The 14,981-nt window shown below is 68.8% G+C and carries 15 protein-coding genes; 7 read left to right on the top strand and 8 right to left on the bottom strand.

Annotated features, from left to right (window positions below):
* Positions 1-222: 222 nt before the first annotated feature.
* Together ACE37J_RS03085 and ACE37J_RS03080 are read right to left on the bottom strand one after the other, a co-directional pair.
* Positions 223-636 (bottom strand): cytochrome c, encoded by a 414-nt coding sequence (locus ACE37J_RS03085; protein ID WP_409706854.1) that lies wholly within the window; start codon positions 634-636, stop codon positions 223-225.
* Positions 633-1,043 carry a c-type cytochrome gene (locus ACE37J_RS03080; protein ID WP_409706851.1) on the bottom strand — a complete coding sequence of 137 codons (411 nt, stop codon included), beginning with the start codon at positions 1,041-1,043 and terminating at the stop codon, positions 633-635. Before ACE37J_RS03080 ends, ACE37J_RS03085 begins: the two co-directional genes overlap by 4 nt.
* A gap of 125 nt (positions 1,044-1,168) precedes the next feature.
* Between ACE37J_RS03080 and ACE37J_RS03075 the strand changes: the two genes are divergently transcribed.
* Positions 1,169-2,242 carry a tartrate dehydrogenase gene (locus ACE37J_RS03075; protein ID WP_409706848.1) on the top strand — a complete coding sequence of 358 codons (1,074 nt, stop codon included), beginning with the start codon at positions 1,169-1,171 and terminating at the stop codon, positions 2,240-2,242.
* Positions 2,243-2,251: 9 nt separating this feature from the next.
* On the opposite strand, the gene ACE37J_RS03070 is transcribed toward ACE37J_RS03075, so the two are convergent.
* From ACE37J_RS03070 to ACE37J_RS03045, 6 genes are all read right to left on the bottom strand, one after another.
* On the bottom strand, positions 2,252-3,319 hold the full coding sequence (locus tag ACE37J_RS03070) for a P1 family peptidase (RefSeq protein ID WP_409706845.1): 1,068 nt from the start codon (positions 3,317-3,319) through the stop codon (positions 2,252-2,254).
* 327 nt (positions 3,320-3,646) lie between these two features.
* Positions 3,647-5,536 (bottom strand): alpha/beta fold hydrolase, encoded by a 1,890-nt coding sequence (locus ACE37J_RS03065; RefSeq protein WP_409706842.1) that lies wholly within the window; start codon positions 5,534-5,536, stop codon positions 3,647-3,649.
* Positions 5,536-6,423, bottom strand: coding sequence for a branched-chain amino acid ABC transporter permease (locus ACE37J_RS03060; protein WP_409706839.1), 888 nt, complete (start codon positions 6,421-6,423; stop codon positions 5,536-5,538). Before ACE37J_RS03060 ends, ACE37J_RS03065 begins: the two co-directional genes overlap by 1 nt.
* Positions 6,420-7,217: an ABC transporter ATP-binding protein gene (locus tag ACE37J_RS03055; RefSeq protein WP_409706836.1), complete on the bottom strand. Its 798-nt coding sequence runs from the start codon at positions 7,215-7,217 to the stop codon at positions 6,420-6,422. The genes ACE37J_RS03060 and ACE37J_RS03055 overlap by 4 nt, the downstream gene beginning before the upstream one ends.
* The gene (locus ACE37J_RS03050; protein WP_409706833.1) at positions 7,214-7,951 is read right to left on the bottom strand and encodes an ABC transporter ATP-binding protein; all 738 of its coding nucleotides are present in this window, start codon (positions 7,949-7,951) and stop codon (positions 7,214-7,216) included. Before ACE37J_RS03050 ends, ACE37J_RS03055 begins: the two co-directional genes overlap by 4 nt.
* Before the next feature lie 55 nt (positions 7,952-8,006).
* Complete coding sequence (locus tag ACE37J_RS03045) at positions 8,007-9,236, bottom strand: ABC transporter substrate-binding protein (protein WP_409706830.1); 1,230 nt, start codon at positions 9,234-9,236, stop codon at positions 8,007-8,009.
* Between the two features lie 103 nt (positions 9,237-9,339).
* Between ACE37J_RS03045 and ACE37J_RS03040 the strand changes: the two genes are divergently transcribed.
* The 6 genes from ACE37J_RS03040 (at position 9,340) to ACE37J_RS03015 (ending at position 14,978) form a co-directional block, all read left to right on the top strand.
* Positions 9,340-10,059: a LuxR family transcriptional regulator gene (locus ACE37J_RS03040; RefSeq protein ID WP_409706827.1), complete on the top strand. Its 720-nt coding sequence runs from the start codon at positions 9,340-9,342 to the stop codon at positions 10,057-10,059.
* Between the two features lie 190 nt (positions 10,060-10,249).
* Positions 10,250-11,260 (top strand): LacI family DNA-binding transcriptional regulator, encoded by a 1,011-nt coding sequence (locus tag ACE37J_RS03035; protein WP_409706824.1) that lies wholly within the window; start codon positions 10,250-10,252, stop codon positions 11,258-11,260.
* Between the two features lie 244 nt (positions 11,261-11,504).
* On the top strand, positions 11,505-12,827 hold the full coding sequence (locus tag ACE37J_RS03030) for an ABC transporter substrate-binding protein (RefSeq protein WP_409706821.1): 1,323 nt from the start codon (positions 11,505-11,507) through the stop codon (positions 12,825-12,827).
* A gap of 83 nt (positions 12,828-12,910) precedes the next feature.
* Positions 12,911-13,858, top strand: a complete 948-nt coding sequence (locus ACE37J_RS03025) for a carbohydrate ABC transporter permease (RefSeq protein ID WP_409706818.1) — start codon at positions 12,911-12,913, stop codon at positions 13,856-13,858.
* Positions 13,855-14,793, top strand: a complete 939-nt coding sequence (locus tag ACE37J_RS03020; protein WP_409706815.1) for a carbohydrate ABC transporter permease — start codon at positions 13,855-13,857, stop codon at positions 14,791-14,793. Before ACE37J_RS03025 ends, ACE37J_RS03020 begins: the two co-directional genes overlap by 4 nt.
* The gene (locus ACE37J_RS03015) at positions 14,790-14,978 is read left to right on the top strand and encodes a hypothetical protein (protein ID WP_409706812.1); all 189 of its coding nucleotides are present in this window, start codon (positions 14,790-14,792) and stop codon (positions 14,976-14,978) included. Before ACE37J_RS03020 ends, ACE37J_RS03015 begins: the two co-directional genes overlap by 4 nt.
* The last annotated feature ends 3 nt before the right edge of the window (positions 14,979-14,981 follow it).

Below are 14,981 nucleotides of genomic sequence, written 5' to 3'. Positions count from 1 at the left end.
GAAGCGAGAAGGGCCGAGGCCTCCCTCGGGAGGACGCTTCGAAACGATTGGTCGGGGCGGTTTATGGCGTCACCAACTCTGACGATCGAGCGCATTGAAACGTCGCGATGCGGCCTCCCTTGGGGGGAGGGAGGCGGCGGCCCGGGCTAGTCGCCCGGGCCAAGGGGCGCGGGGGGAGCGCAGCGCCTCCGCCCGGCCGGTTCCGGAAGGCCGCCTTCCGCTTTACCGCCGCCGAAACGGCTCGTGGCAGGCGATGCAGGTTTCCGCCACGCGCTCCGCCGCTTCGAGCGCGGCCTCCTCGCCCTCCGCGGCGGCGAGGCGGGCGGCGGCGGCGGCGAGGTCGCCGGTCATGGCGTCGAACCGGGCGCGATCCTCCCAAAGGAGCGGCGCCGCCTTGCCGCCTTCGGAGCCCGGCGGAAACTGCAAGCGCATCGCCTCCGCCCCCTCCGCCAGCACGCCGGCGGCGCGGGAGACGAGCGCGGGGCTGTAAGGCAGAACGCCGATCCGAACGGCGCCGAGCGCCTTCATCGCATTGTCCATGTCCTTCATCCCCGCCTGCCGCCGCTCCACCAGCGCCTCGACCGCGAGAGCCGGGGACGCGAAGGCCAGAACGAGCGCGAAGGCGGGCGCCCTCATTCGATCCCGTTCGCGGCCTGAACGGCGCGGACGAAGGCGATGATCGTCTCCGTCTCTTCCGGCCCCACGCCGGGCTGCGCCGGCATGTCCCCGAAATCCCAGTGATGGGCGCGGACGCCCTGCGAGATCGCGAGGCGGAAGGCGTCGTCCCCGTGATGCGAAGGCTCGTAGATCCGGTGGATCAGCGGCGGCCCGCCCTCCCCGCCCATCGCGTCCCGCCCGTGGCATGTCGCACAAGTCTCGTTGAAGGCGAGCCGCCCCGCCTCCGCCCCGGGCGCGAGCGGCGGAACGGCATATGAATTTTCATAGGCGTCGCGGGCGCTCTTCTGGTCGTTGCTCGTGCTCCAGAAGAGCCATGCGGCGAAGATCAGCGCGCCCGCCAGAATCCAGAACGCATAGCGGCCCATCGGCGGCCCTCCTCTCATCCCGGCGCACTGAGCCGCCTTGCGCCGCCGAGGTCAAGGCGGCTCCCGCCCCTTGACGCCGCCGCCGAAGCGCGGAACGTCCCCGCAACGAAAAGCGAGGGAACGACATGACGCAGAACCACAAGCGAATCGCCGTCATCGCGGGGGACGGGATCGGCAAGGAAGTCGTGCCCGAGGGCCTCCGCGTGCTGGAGGCGGCGGCGAAGCGGCATCAGCTCGACCTCCGCTTCGACGAGTTCGACTTCGCCTCCTGCGACCATTACGCGAAGCACGGCGCGATGATGCCGGAGGACTGGAAGGCGCGGATCGGCGGGCATGACGCGATCTTCTTCGGCGCCGTCGGCTGGCCCGCGACCGTGCCGGACCACATCTCGCTCTGGGGCTCGCTCCTGAAGTTCCGGCGCGAATTCGACCAGTATGTGAACCTCCGCCCCGCCCGTCTGATGCCCGGCGTCCCCTCCCCCCTCGCCGGGCGGAAGGCGGGGGATATCGACTTCTGGATCGTGCGGGAGAATACGGAGGGCGAATACTCCTCCATCGGCGGCCGCATGTTCGAGGGGACGGACCGCGAGATCGTGATGCAGGAGACGGTGATGAGCCGCGTCGGCGTCGACCGCGTGCTCCGCTACGCCTTCGATCTCGCCTCAAGACGCCCGCGCAAGCGCCTGACTTCGGCCACGAAATCCAACGGCATCTCCATCACCATGCCCTATTGGGACGAACGGGTGGAGGCGATGGCGAAAGCCTATCCCGGCGTGACGTGGGACAAGTACCATATCGACATCCTGACCGCCCATTTCGTCCTGAACCCGGACCGGTTCGACGTCGTCGTCGCCTCCAACCTCTTCGGCGACATCCTCTCCGATCTCGGCCCGGCCTGCACCGGGACCATCGGCATCGCCCCCTCTGGCAACATCAACCCGGAGCGGGACTTCCCCTCGCTCTTCGAGCCGGTCCACGGCTCGGCCCCGGATATCGCCGGGCAGGGAATCGCCAATCCGGTCGGGCAGATATGGGCCGGGGCGATGATGCTGGATCATCTCGGCCATGCGGAGGCGGCGGCCGATATCGTCGCCGCCATCGAGCGGGTTCTGGCGGAGCCGGCGCTCCGCACGCGCGATCTCGGCGGGCGGGCCTCGACCGTCGAATGCGGGAAGGCGGTGGCGGAGGCGCTTGGCTGAAGGGGCGTTTCAGTCCCTGAAGGCGCGGATCAGGGCCTCATGGTCGATGGCCCTGACGACCAATCCCTCCGGCTTCACCGTCGGCGCGTCCTCCCCCGCGACGAGGGCGTTGACGACCGCCTCCTCCACCGCCTCGACCGCGGCGAGATAGAGCGGGTCGATCACCTCCCCGTTCAGCTCCGTCCGGGTGAGGAGCGGCGCGTCGAGCTGCGGCATCGGGCCGATATCGGCGGTGGCGAAGGCGAGGAAGATGTCGCCCGAATTGTTGCCGCCGGGCGTGCCGTTCCGCCCGATCCCGATGGCGGCGCGCCGCGCGAGGTGCCGGAGCGAGAGGGCGGAGAGCGGCGCGTCCGTCGCGAGGATGACGATGATCGACCCCTGCTCGCGCGGCAGGAGCCGCCCCTCCGTCATCGTCCGCCCCACGGGCTTCCCGAGGATCGTGAGCCAGGGCCGGATTCCGTGATTGGCCTGCACCAGAGCGCCGACCGTATAGTCCGCCCCGCCGATCCGCGCCCGGCGGGAGGCGGTTCCCGTGCCGCCCTTGAACTCGTAGGCGATCATCCCGTTCCCGCCGCCGACCGAGCCTTCCGCCACCGGCCCCGTCGCCGCCGCGTCGAGCGCCGCCATCGCGTGTTCGGGCGTGACGTGAAGCGCGTTGATGTCGTTCAGCACGCCGTCATAGGTCTCCGCCACCACCGGCATCGCCCAGGCGTGCTCCGCGCCGAAATAACCGGCGTAGCGCTCGATCATCCAGCGCGTCGCGCCGTGATGCGCGGCGCCGACGCCGTGGGTGTTGGTGATGAGGATCGGGCCGGCGAGATAGCCGGCATCCTCGATCCAGTGCGTCCCGGTCATCTCCCCGTTGCCGTTGAGCGTGAACTGCCCGGCGCGGACGGGCCGCGGCCAGCCCCGCTCCTGCCGGGGCAGGATCGCCGTCACCCCCGTCCGCATCCGCCGCGCCGGGTCGGTGAGGGTGGTGAAGCCGACCGAGACGCCCGGAGCGTCCGTGATCGCGTTCCAGGGGCCGGGCTCGCCCGGAAAGGGAAGGCCGAGATCGCGGGCGCGGGGTTTCGTCATGGTGCTGCCTCACGTCTTGTGGCGCCGCGGCGGCGGCTGGCCGTGCTGGCGGCCACCGGAAAACGGGGGATCGACAGGGCGTTCGGCTCGCCCTGAAGACCCGCCGAGACGATCTCGCCCGGAATCGAGGTCCAACGCCAGCGGTTTGGAGGCCAGCTCCCCGTTTCTTCCGGACGGGAGACCCGTTTCAGCCGGACCGGGACCTCCTCCGCGGCCGGAGGGAAGCGCCGCGGACACGCCGGAGCCTTTCGGGGGCCCGCCCCCTCGCCCCGAGCGCTGCGTCAACGGCCGATGGACCGTCCGTTTCGGGATCTTGATCCGGCGGCGTCAGGTGCGGACGGGAGCGCCCTTTCGAAGGCCCGGCGCGGCGGACATGAACGCGGCGAGCGAGTCATTGAACGCCCCGGGCCTGTTGAAGAACGGCGCGTGCCGGCCCTCGGGGATGTCCTGCGGGGCGCCGCGCCAGATCGCGCCGTAGCGAAGCCCGGCGATATAGGCGTGGTCGAGGAACGGATCGTCCGCGCCGTTCAGCACGGTGAACGGAATCGCGCCCTCCCGCAGCATCCGCATCTGGCGCGGCCAGTCCGTCACCCCGAGGCGGGAGATCATGTAGGCGCGGGCGCGGCCGTCCGTCCGGTCGATGTTCGCGTGCATGAAGGCGCTTTCGGGGGAAAGAGGCGCGGTGGCGTCCGCGGCGAAGCGGCGGCGCTCCTCCCCGGTGAAGTATTGCTTGCCGGCGAGGACGACATGGCTCTTCGCGTCGTAGCCGCGGGCGAAATCGTCCGGCACGATGTTGAGCGGGGAGGTTCCCGTGATCGCGAGGCCGGAGAAGGCCGCCGGGTTCCGGGCGGTCAGCTCCAGCGCGACATAGCCGCCGAGCGACCAGCCGAGGACGAAGGGCGCCTCCAGCCCGAGCGCGGCCATCACGTCCTCCGCCACATCGGCGTAGGCCGGCACGTTGTAATGCGCCTCCGGATCGGCATTGGCGGAGGCGCCGTGGCCGGGCAGGTCGAAGGCGACGAGGCGGCGGCGGCCGCGGAAGGCCGCGAACTGGTGGAGGAACGCCTCCTTGCAGGCGGAATTGCCGTGGATCAGAAGGACCGGCGGCCCCTCCGGGCGCTCGGGCGCGCCGCTGTCGGCCACGGCGACGAGACCGGCGCGCGTCCTGAGCATCCGCTCCGTCACGCCGAGCCGCGCCTCCCGTTCGGCGCGCCGCACGCCGCGCCGGCGGCGCGCCCGGAAGCCGGAGAGGAGCGCGGCGGAGGCCTCGCGCACCTCCTGGATCATGCCCCAGAGGCCGCCGGGATAGAACGCCATCACGGCGATGATCAGCGCGCCGGAGATCACGTTGCGCCAGGGGCCGAGCCCCGCCATCGCCTCCGAAAGGATCGTCAGCGCGACGGCGGCCACGACCGGGCCCCAGAGCGTGCCCGCGCCGCCGACGAGCAGCATCGAGAGGATCAGCGTCAGCGAGCCGAGCCCGAAAATGTCAGGCGAGGCGACGCGCACATAGGAGCCGTAGAACCCGCCCGCCAGCCCGGTGAAGAGCGCGCTCGCCATCAGCGTCAGGAGCCGGGTCCGCGCCTCCCCCACGCCGCGGGCGACGGCGTAGTGCTTGTTCTCCTTCAAGGCCACGATCGCGCGCCCGAGGCGGGAGCGGATGACGAGATGGAGGAACGCGAGCGCCGCGACGAGCAGCGCGAGGGCCGCGTAGTAATAGCCGATCCGCCCGTCGGACGTCAGCCGGTAGCCGAAGATCGAAAGCGCGGGCAGCGTCACCATGCCGGAGGTTCCGCCGGTGACGGAGGACTGGCTGATGACGACCTGAAACAGAAGCTGCGAGAAGGCGATGGTGACGAGGATGATGTAGATCCCGTCCAGCCGCAGCGCCGGCAGCGCCACCAGGGCGGCGAAGGCCATCGCGATCGGCCCGGCCAGCAGCACCGCGAGCCAGGGGTTCACGCCGAGCGATTTCGCGAGGATTCCGTAGGCGTAGACGCCGACCGCGAAGAGCGCGACATGCGCGAAGTTGAAGAGGCCGCCATAGCCGAAGGAGAGGTCCCAGCTCGCCGCCACGATGGCGAAGACGAAGGCGAGGATCATCACGTGGCGGTGATAGCTCGCGTCCACGAAGAGCGGGAAGGCGATGAGCGCGGCGAGGGCGATCAGCGCCGGGACGAGCCCGTTGGCCCGGTGAAAGGGGGGATCGTAGCGCATCAGAGCGTCCGCTGCTTCCGGCCGAAAAGGCCCTCGGGCTTCGCCACGAGCACGACGATCATCAGCCCGAATAGCACCGCCGGGGTCCAGTACAGACCGAGGAAATACGTGGAGAACGCTTCCGTCATCCCGACGATCAGCGCGGCGTAGACCGGGCTCGTGAACCGCGCGACCCCGCCGAGGATGACGACGATCAGCGCCTTCATCAGCGGGTCCGCGCCCATGGTCGGCGTCATGAAGCGGATCGAGCCGATGAAGAGCCCGGCCAGCCCCGCCATCGCGGCGGAGAGACCGAAGGCGGCGGCGTAGAGCCGCGGCGCGTCGAGCCCCATCAGCTCCGCCGCCTCCCGGTTCTGCGCCACGGCGCGCATCGCCCGCCCGGTGCGCGAGCGGGCGAGGAACCAGCCGACGCCGAGGAGGATCGCCGCAACGATCAGGATCAGCATGAGATCGTTCTGGGATAGCGTCACCGGCCCGAGCCGCGCCTCCCCCGCGCCGAGCGGCTCCAGCTGCTTGGAGCGCGGGCCCCAGACGAGGCTGATCCCGCTCTCGATGATCGCGGCGCCGGCCAGCGTGGTTATCACCGAGGCGGCGACGATCCCCTCCTTGCGCATGAAGGGGCCGACAAGGGCGAGGTGGAAGAGCACGCCGAGCGCGAACATCGCCGCCGTCGCGCCGACGAAGCCAGCCGCAAGGCCGAGGCCGGCGGCGTCCGGATGGGCGATCTGCCAGCCGATATAGGCGCCGAGCGCGATGAAGGCGCCATGCGCGAAGTTGAAGATGCCGAGCGTCGTCCAGACGACGGCGAGGCCCGCCGCCATCAGCGCATAGAGCGCGCCGAGCACCAGCCCGCCGGAGGCGACGAGAAGGATCGATTCGAGGCTCATGCGGCCTCTCCGAAGAGCATCGCCATAAGGGCTCCATGATCTGGAATGTCCCCGCGCTCCAGCCGCCGCGAGATGCGGCCGTGATCGAAGAGATAGAGCCGGTCGATGAGGGAGGAGAGGAAGCCGACATCCTGATCGATCAGGATCAGCGGCACGCCGGAGGCGTGGATCGCGCGCACCGCGTCCGCCAGTTCCCGCCGCAGCTTCGGCGAGAGGCCGAGCGTCGGCTCGTCGAGGATCAGGAGCTTCGGCGCCGCCATCAGCCCGGCGGCGATGGAGACCATCTGCCGCTCCCCGCCCGAGAGAAATCGTATCTTCGAGAGCCGCCGCTCCGCGATCCGGGGAAAGAGCGCCTCCGCCTGCTCCCGGAGCGCCCGCGCGGCGGCGCGGGTCGGGACGCGGCCGGCGGCGGCGAGCGGCGCGATGTCCAGCACCTCCTCCACGGTCATCTCCGGAAAGAGGAGGTTGCCCTGCGGCACATGGATCAGCCCCGCCCGCGCCACGCGCTTCGGGTCCATCCGGCGGCGCGTGACAAGGTCGTAGTTGAAGTTCCGCCAGCGTCGCCCGCGGCGCGGCGCGGCGCGGTTCAGCCGCTCGCCCGCGAAGATCACGTCGCCCGTCCAGGGCTCCAGCACGCCGCTCACCGTCTTCATCAGCGTCGTCTTGCCGTGGCCGTTCGGACCGAAGAAGCCGATGGAGGCACCGGGCTCCACGACGAGATCGACGCCCTCGAAGATGCGGATCGGCTCGTAGCCGCCGCTCAGCCCCCGGAGCTCAAGCAGGGGCGCGCTCACGCCGCCTCGCCGAGATAGGCTTCGACGACGGCCGCGTCGCGGATCACGTCGCTTGGCGCGCCGAGCGCGATGACGCGGCCCTGGTCCATGACCAAGAGCCGGTCGGAGACGGCGGTGAGGAGCGGCAGCACATGCTCGATGAGCAGGATCGTGACCCCGAGGCCGCGGAGCTTCGCGATCAGCGCGCGCATCCGCTCGATCTCCTCCGGCGTCAGGCTGGAGGCGGGCTCGTCCATCAGCAGGACCCGCGGGTCGAGCGCGAGGGCGCCGGCGATCATCACCAGCTTGCGGAGGAAGACGGGCAGCTTCCGCCCCTCCCAGTTGTGAAGCGTGGCCGGGAAACCCACGAGGTCGAGCGCCTGCTCGGCCAGCACCACGTCGCGCTCGAACGAGCCGCCGCGGCCGGTCTGCTCAACCGCGGTCAGCACGTTGTCCACCGCGCTGAGCGAGGGGAAGACGCTCTCTCGCTGGAAGGTGCGGGCGAGACCCGACGCGGCGATCCGGTGCGGGGGTTCGCCGTGGATCGGGCGACCCGAGAGCAGGACGGTTCCGGCGCTCGCGGAGAAGGGGATGCGCGTGATGGCGTTGAAGAGCGTGCTCTTGCCGCTGCCGTTCGGCCCGGCGATGCCGAGGATTTCCCCCTCCGCAACGGTGAAGGAGACGCCATCCACGGCGCGGAGCGCGCCGAAGGTCTTCGTCAGGCCGGAGACGGCGAGGATCGGTTCTGTGGTCACGGGAGGGTCCGCCGGAAGGAGGGGCGCCCGCCGCGGCGGCGGCGGGCGCGGCGCGTCACTTCGACATCCACGGCGGGAGGAGGAAGGCGCCGTTGGCGAAGGCGGCGGGCTCGATCAGCACGCGCTTTCCGTCCTGGATCTGCCAGAAGGAGACGGGGATGCGGTCGTTGCTCTGGAGCGCCACATGCGTCGCCGGGTCGAATTCGAGGATCCCGGCCGCCGTCTCCGCCTTGGTCGCGCCGATCACCGCGGAGATCTCCTCCCGCTTCGTCGGGTCGCCGACCGTCTCCAGCGCGGAGAAATAGAGGCTCGCCATCTCGTAGAGGCCGACGCCGTAGGCACCGGATTCGAGCCCGAACCTCTCCTCATAGGCGCGCATCAGCGCCTCGCCGCGCGGCCAGCCCGGGCTGTTGAGCGGCGCGTTGATCAGGTTGTAGAGGACCCCGGTGGAGTTCTCCCCCGTCAGCTTCACGAATTCCGGCACCGAAGGCGCGTATTGCAGGAAGACGAGGCTGTTCGTCGGCGCTTCGAGGAACTGGTTGAGGAAGAGCGCGGAGTTGCCCGGGAGGTAATCGGTGTTGACGATCAGGTCCGGGTTCGTCTCCCGCACGCGGGCGAGGATCGGCCGCCAGTCGCCGACCTCGCCGAAGGGAACGAGCTCGTCCACGACAACGCTCCAGCCGCCCTCGGAGAAGGAGACCTTCATGCCCTCCGAGATCGTCTTCGAATAGGCGTTGTCGGAGGAGATGATGGCGACCGTCTTGTCGCGGAGCGTGAACTCACCCCGCGCCGCCAGCGACTCGACCGCCGGGCGCACGTCGGTCTCGTAGCCCTTGAAGGAGGCGGTGTAGGACCAGCAGCACCAGTAATCCTCCGGCGCCGGGCTGACGATGGCGGCGAAGGAAGGCGAGGGGCCGGCGGAGAGATAGAGCATCCCCGCCTCCATCATCATCTCCACCTCGAACATCGAGAGGCTGGCGTATCCGGTGAGGATCACCTCCACCCCGTCCTCCCCGAGCAGCCGCTCGACCGCGGAGGAGACGTTGGCGGCGGAATGGTCGTTCACGTCGGCGGTGACGACCTCGAACGTATGGCCGGCCACGCCGCCCTTCGCGTTCGCCTCCTCGACCGCCCAAGTCACCCCGCGGACGAATTCCTCGCCATCGGCCGCCGAGGGGCCGGTCAGCGGCGCGAGCAGGCCGATCTTCACGATGTCCGCGAACGCCGGCCCGGCGGCGACGAGGAACGCGGCGGCGAGCGGCGCGACAAGTCGGTTCTGCGTCATCTCATTTCTCCTCACTGGTTCGTTCAGGAGGAGAGGGCGCCGCAGGCGCGTTGTGAACTAGCATATCTGTTAGTATTCTCCGGCGCGCGCGCAGGAGGCGAAGGTGCGGATCGAGGACAACCCGCTCGAAAGCTGCGTAGACGCGCCGGCCCTCTCCGGCGCGCTCGAACGCTATGCCGGGGGCCTCGGCGTCAGTTACTATTCCTACCTCCTGATCCGCCGCCCTGGCGGCGCGGAAATCGCCGGGAGCCAGACGCTTCTGACCAACTACCCGGTCGAATGGACCGAGCGCTATCAGCGGAAGCTCTACACCCATTACGATCCGGTCGCGCTCCTGACGCGGCGGTCCCGCATGCCGTTCTTCTGGGATGGCGGGGCCTTCCTTAAATCCTGGCGAAAGGATCAGCGCCGCGTCTTCCACGAGGCGCGAAGCTTCGGGATCGTCTGCGGCTATTCGATACCGATCGCCGGCCCTTCGGGGGATGTCGGCGTTTTCTCGCTGATTGCCGGGCGGGCCGCGCATCTCGACCATGCGACCCGCGACGAGGGCGCGAGGCTCTATGTGGCTGCGTTGCAGACGCATGATCGCATGGCGCGCCTTGTCGGCGACGGTCAGCCGCAGCGCCCGCGGCCCGTGCTCTCTCCGCGCGAGCTCGAATGCCTGAAATGGACGGCGGAAGGGATGACGAGCGACGAAATCGCGGACCGGCTGTCGCTCTCGCCCGCAACGGTGAACTATCACCTGAACAAGGCGATCCGGAAACTTGAGGCGAGCAACCGCCATCATGCGACGGTGATCGCCGTGCGCTGCGGCTGGATCTGACCTTTCGGCGGCGGCCGCCCTTCGCCGGGCTCGTCGCCCGTCCCCGCCCGGGGGCCGCGCGGCTGCGTGTTCTGGCCCGGCCCTTTCCTGCGGGCGGGGCGCATGCAACATTGCGGCCGCAAGTCTGATTGGCGTACATCAGAGATAGGCCCTGCGGCTTCCGAAGGAGAGCGCCCTGAACAAGCCCACGGTGCACGACATCGCCAAGGCGGCCGGCGTCAGCCTCGCGACGGTCGATCGCGTGCTCAACGCCCGCCCCGGCGTGCGGGAGGAGACGATCACGAAGGTGCAGGAGGCCGTCGGCCGCCTCGGCTATGTGCGGGACACCTACGCCGCGAATCTCGCGCGTCAGCGGCAATATCGCTTCGCCTTCGTGCTGCCCGAAGGCCCGGGCCAGTTCGCGATCGCCCTCGAATCGGCCTTGCAGGAGGCTTTCGGCTCCCAGTTCGCGGACCGGACGGTGCTCAAGATCGTCCGCATCCCCTCCCACGATCCGCACGGGATCGTGCAGATCCTGCAAGGGCTGCAGAACATCCCGCTCGACGGGGTGGCGCTGATGGCGCCGGAGACGCCGCAGGTCCGCGACGCGATTTCGCGGCTCAAGGAGTCGGGTCTCGCGGTCGTCGCGCTGGCTTCTGACCTTCCGAACACGAAGCGCGATTATTTCATCGGGATCAACAGCATCGCCGCCGGCCGCACCGCCGGCCTGCTGATGGGCCGGTTCGCGCAGGGCGGCGGCGAAATCCTTGCGGCGACGAATTCCATGCGCTCCCGCGACAGCCTGGAGAGGCGGCTGGGCTTCGAAGCCGTGATCGCAGGCGAATTCAAGGGATTGAGGGTTCTTCCTTCGGTCGAGTCCTTTGACGACCCGGTGCGGATGGAGGAGATCGTGCGCGAGGTCGTCGCGACGCGGCGGCGGCTCGTCGGGGTCTACTCGATGGGCTCGGGCAATGCGGCCATGCTGCGGGCGCTGCGGCGCAGCGGGCGGCTCGACGACCTCGTCGTCATCGCGCACGAGTTGACGCCCTCGACAAGGCGCGCGCTGGAAGAGGGCGAGATCGCGGCCGTGATCGCGCAGAATGTCGGCCATCTGGTGCGCAGCGCGCTGCGGGTCCTGCGCAACCTGTGCGACGACCGCCCGATCTTCGAGGCGCAGGAGCGCGTGCGGATCGAGATCGTCCTGCGCGAGAACCTGCCCTGACGACATCGCCAGAGTGAGTCCGCCCGAATCGGGGGCGCGGGAATGGACCGCGCGCGGCGCCCCGCGGCGCCGGCGTCGGCCGGCCTTAAGCGACTGAGGCGGAACGGAGACGCGATCATGGCCGCGGGCCGCGACTTTTGAGTTGAAAAGAGGTACGTTCCTCAGATACGCATGACCTACAAAACGGAGACCAGCGGCGGCGCAACGCCCCGGCAACCGCGTCTCCTCGAAGGGAGAAAAGTTCATGACGACGACGCGAATCCTGCCGTCCGCCGCGATCGCCGCGGCCGCCTGCCTGTCCGCCGCGGATGCGCGGGCGGACGACCTGACCCTCTGCTGGGCCGCCTGGGACCCGGCCAACGCCCTCATCGAGCTTTCCAAGGATTTCGAGGCGAAGTCCGGCCACAAGATGAGCTTCGAATTCGTGCCCTGGCCGAACTTCGCCGACCGTATGCTCAACGAGCTGAATTCCGGCGGCAAGCTGTGCGACCTGATGATCGGGGACAGCCAGTGGATCGGACTCGGCGCCGAGGCCGGGCATTACGTGAAGCTGAACGAGTTCTTCGAGGCCAACGGCATCTCGATGGACGATTTCATCCCCGCCACCGTCACCGGCTATTCCGAGTGGCCCAAGGGCACCCCGAACTACTGGGCGCTCCCGGCCTTCGGCGACGTGGTCGGCTGGACCTATCGCAAGGACTGGTTCGGAAGGCCGGAGCTTCAGGCCGAGTTCAGGGAGAAGCACGGCCGCGACCTCGCCCCGCCGGCGACGCTGGCGGAGCTGAAGGACATCGCCGGGTTCTTCCAGGGCCGGGAGATCGACGGAAAGACGGTCTACGGCGCGGCGATCTACACCGAGCGCGGCTCGGAAGGGATCACGATGGGCGTGACCAACGCGCTCTACAATTACGGGTTCCAGTACGGAAACCCCGAGAATCCCTATGACCTCGACGGGTTCGTGAACTCCCCGGGGGCGGTCGAGGGGCTCGAATTCTACAAGGCGCTCTATGATTGCTGCACGGCGCCCGGCTCCTCCGACTGGTACATGTCGGAGAATATCGACGCCTACAAGTCCGGGCAGGTCGCGCTCCAGATGAACTTCGCCTTCATCTGGCCGGGCGTGCACGCCGACCCGAACGTGGGCGGGGATCGCTCGGGCTACTTCCCGAACCCCGCCGGGCCGGCCGGGCATTTCGCGCAACTTGGCGGGCAGGGCATCTCCGTCGTCTCCTATTCCGACAGTCAGGAGGCGGCGCTCGAATACATCAAGTGGTTCGCCCAGCCCGAGATCCAGTCCCGCTGGTGGGAGCTTGGCGGCTACTCGGCCCTTCGCGCGGTGGTGGAGGACCCGGGCTTCGCCACGAGCCAGCCCTATGCGCAGACCTTCCTCGACTCGATGGCAATCGTGAAGGATTTCTGGGCCGAACCTTCCTACGCCTCGCTCCTGCTCCCGATGCAGGAACGCGTCCACAACTACGTCATCGCCGGGCAGGGCACGGCGCAGGAGGCGCTCGACAAGCTGGTCGAGGACTGGACGGAAGTGTTCGAGGACGAAGGCAAGCTCTGAGAGCGCGCCGCGCGCCCGCCGGCCAGGCGGGCGCGCCCAAGCCACCCGCATTCCGCAACCTCGAAACCCCGGAAGGGCGGCTCATGCCGGAAACTGCCATCGAGCGCGTCGCGCTGGCGACGCCGCCCCGCGCCGCGCGCAGGATCAGGGGGCTCTCGGACCGCGCCATCGCCTGGCTCTTCGTCGCGCCGACGATCTTCCTGCTCCTCGCGGTCAACATCTTTCCGCTGATCTGGACGGTCCGCCTCAGCTTCACGGATTTCCGCGCCAACCGCCCGAACGCGGAGGTGAGCTGGGTCGGCCTCCGGAACTACGAGCGGATACTCACAGACAGCGACGTCTGGATGACGATGCAGGCGACCGCGCATTTCCTGTTCTGGACGCTGTTCTTCCAGGTGCTGCTCGGCTTCGCGCTCGCCTGGCTGATCAACGCGAAGTTCCGCGGCAGCAATTTCTGGACGACGATCATCGTGCTGCCGATGATGCTCTCCCCCGCCGTCGTCGGCAATTTCTGGACGCTGCTCTACCAGCCGCAGATCGGCCTCTTCAACAACATCGTCGGCTATGTGACGGGGGCGGACCCGACCGGCTTCTCCATGATCGGCGACGTGAACCTCGCGCCCTGGGCAATCGTGATCGTCGACACCTGGATGTGGACGCCCTTCGTGATGCTGATCTGCCTCGCCGGGCTCCGCTCCATCCCCGAGTCGATCTACGAGGCGGCGGAATGCGACCGCGCATCGCCCTGGCGGCAGTTCTGGACGATCACCGTGCCGATGGTGCTGCCCTTCCTGATGCTGGCGGTGCTGTTCCGCGGCATCGAGAACTTCAAGATGTTCGACCTCGTCGTGCAGCTCACGGGCGGCGGGCCCGGCAGCCTCACCACGCTGACCTCCATCGACCTGAAGCGGGAGGCGTTCGAGAAATGGCGGACGGGCTATTCCTCCGCCTACGCCATCATCCTCTTCGTGACCGTCTTCGGCCTCGCCTCGATCTATGTGAAGGCGCTCAACAGGGTGAAGGAACGATGAGCGGCCATTCCGTCACCGAACCCTCCGCCGGGCGGAAGTGGATAGCGGGCGTCCTCGTCGTCGCCTATGCGCTGATCACGCTCATGCCGCTGCTCTGGATCCTCGCGACCGGGTTCAAGTCCTCCCCCGATTCCATCGCCTATCCGCCAAAGGTGCTGTTCGAGCCGACGCTCGAAGGCTACGTGAACCTCTTCACCGCGCAGACGCGGCAGAGCGAGGAATACCTCGCCGCCAACCCGCCGACGACCTGGTACGAGGAGATCGTGCACGACAAGGGCATGGTGATCGCCGGCCCCTCCCGGTTCGGGGAGCGGTTCCTGAACTCGGTGATCATCGGCTTCGGCTCCACCTTCCTCTCGGTCTTCCTCGGGACGCTGGCGGCCTACGCCTTCTCGCGCTACCGGATTCCGCTGAAGGACGACCTTCTTTTCTTCATTCTCTCGACCCGGATGATGCCGCCCATCGCGGTGGCGATCCCGATCTTCCTGATGTTCCGCTCTCTCGGGCTTTCGGACACCCATGCGGGGATGATCCTGCTCTACACCGCGGTGAACCTGTCGCTCTCCGTCTGGCTCCTGAAGGGGTTCATCGACGAGATTCCGCGTGAATACGAGGAGGCGGCGCTGATCGACGGCTATACGCGGTTCCAGGCGTTCCGGAAGGTGGTGCTGCCGCAGGCGGCGACGGGAATCGCCTCGACCGCGATCTTCTGCCTGATCTTCGCCTGGAACGAGTACGCCTTCGCCGTCTTGCTGACCTCCGGCACGGCGCAGACGGCGCCGCCCTTCATCCCGACGATCATCGGCGTCGGCGGGCAGGACTGGCCGGCCGTGGCGGCCGGCGCCTCGATCTTCCTCGTGCCGGTCATGGTCTTCACGATCCTCTTGCGCAAGCACCTCCTGCGCGGGATCACCTTCGGGGCGGTGCGGAAATGAGCGTCTTTCTTCAGGGGCTTCTTCGCCTGCGCCGCGGCCCGTGGGAGATGGTCGCCTCGGGTCTCATCGCGCTCGGGGTCGTCATGCTGATGCAGCCCTTCGCGCTCTGGGCCTTCACCTGGTCCTTCCTCGTGACGCTGGCGGGGACGGTGCTGTTCATCGTCGTCAGCCATTTCCCGGAGTGACGG

This window comes from Pikeienuella sp. (genome assembly GCF_046290545.1).
GTDB lineage: Bacteria > Pseudomonadota > Alphaproteobacteria > Rhodobacterales > Rhodobacteraceae > Pikeienuella.
The sequence above is the reverse complement of the archived record's forward strand: the minus strand, read 5'-3'. Positions and strand labels throughout refer to the sequence as shown.

Bases quoted from the DNA above. Each gene is read 5' to 3' on its own strand.
- ACE37J_RS03085 (WP_409706854.1), bottom strand. From the start codon at position 636: ATGAGGGCGCCCGCCTTCGCGCTCGTTCTGGCCTTCGCGTCCCCGGCT.
- ACE37J_RS03080 (WP_409706851.1), bottom strand. From the start codon at position 1,043: ATGGGCCGCTATGCGTTCTGGATTCTGGCGGGCGCGCTGATCTTCGCC.
- ACE37J_RS03075 (WP_409706848.1), top strand. From the start codon at position 1,169: ATGACGCAGAACCACAAGCGAATCGCCGTCATCGCGGGGGACGGGATC.
- ACE37J_RS03070 (WP_409706845.1), bottom strand. From the start codon at position 3,319: ATGACGAAACCCCGCGCCCGCGATCTCGGCCTTCCCTTTCCGGGCGAG.
- ACE37J_RS03065 (WP_409706842.1), bottom strand. From the start codon at position 5,536: ATGCGCTACGATCCCCCCTTTCACCGGGCCAACGGGCTCGTCCCGGCG.
- ACE37J_RS03060 (WP_409706839.1), bottom strand. From the start codon at position 6,423: ATGAGCCTCGAATCGATCCTTCTCGTCGCCTCCGGCGGGCTGGTGCTC.
- ACE37J_RS03045 (WP_409706830.1), bottom strand. From the start codon at position 9,236: ATGACGCAGAACCGACTTGTCGCGCCGCTCGCCGCCGCGTTCCTCGTC.
- ACE37J_RS03030 (WP_409706821.1), top strand. From the start codon at position 11,505: ATGACGACGACGCGAATCCTGCCGTCCGCCGCGATCGCCGCGGCCGCC.
- ACE37J_RS03025 (WP_409706818.1), top strand. From the start codon at position 12,911: ATGCCGGAAACTGCCATCGAGCGCGTCGCGCTGGCGACGCCGCCCCGC.
- ACE37J_RS03020 (WP_409706815.1), top strand. From the start codon at position 13,855: ATGAGCGGCCATTCCGTCACCGAACCCTCCGCCGGGCGGAAGTGGATA.
- ACE37J_RS03015 (WP_409706812.1), top strand. From the start codon at position 14,790: ATGAGCGTCTTTCTTCAGGGGCTTCTTCGCCTGCGCCGCGGCCCGTGG.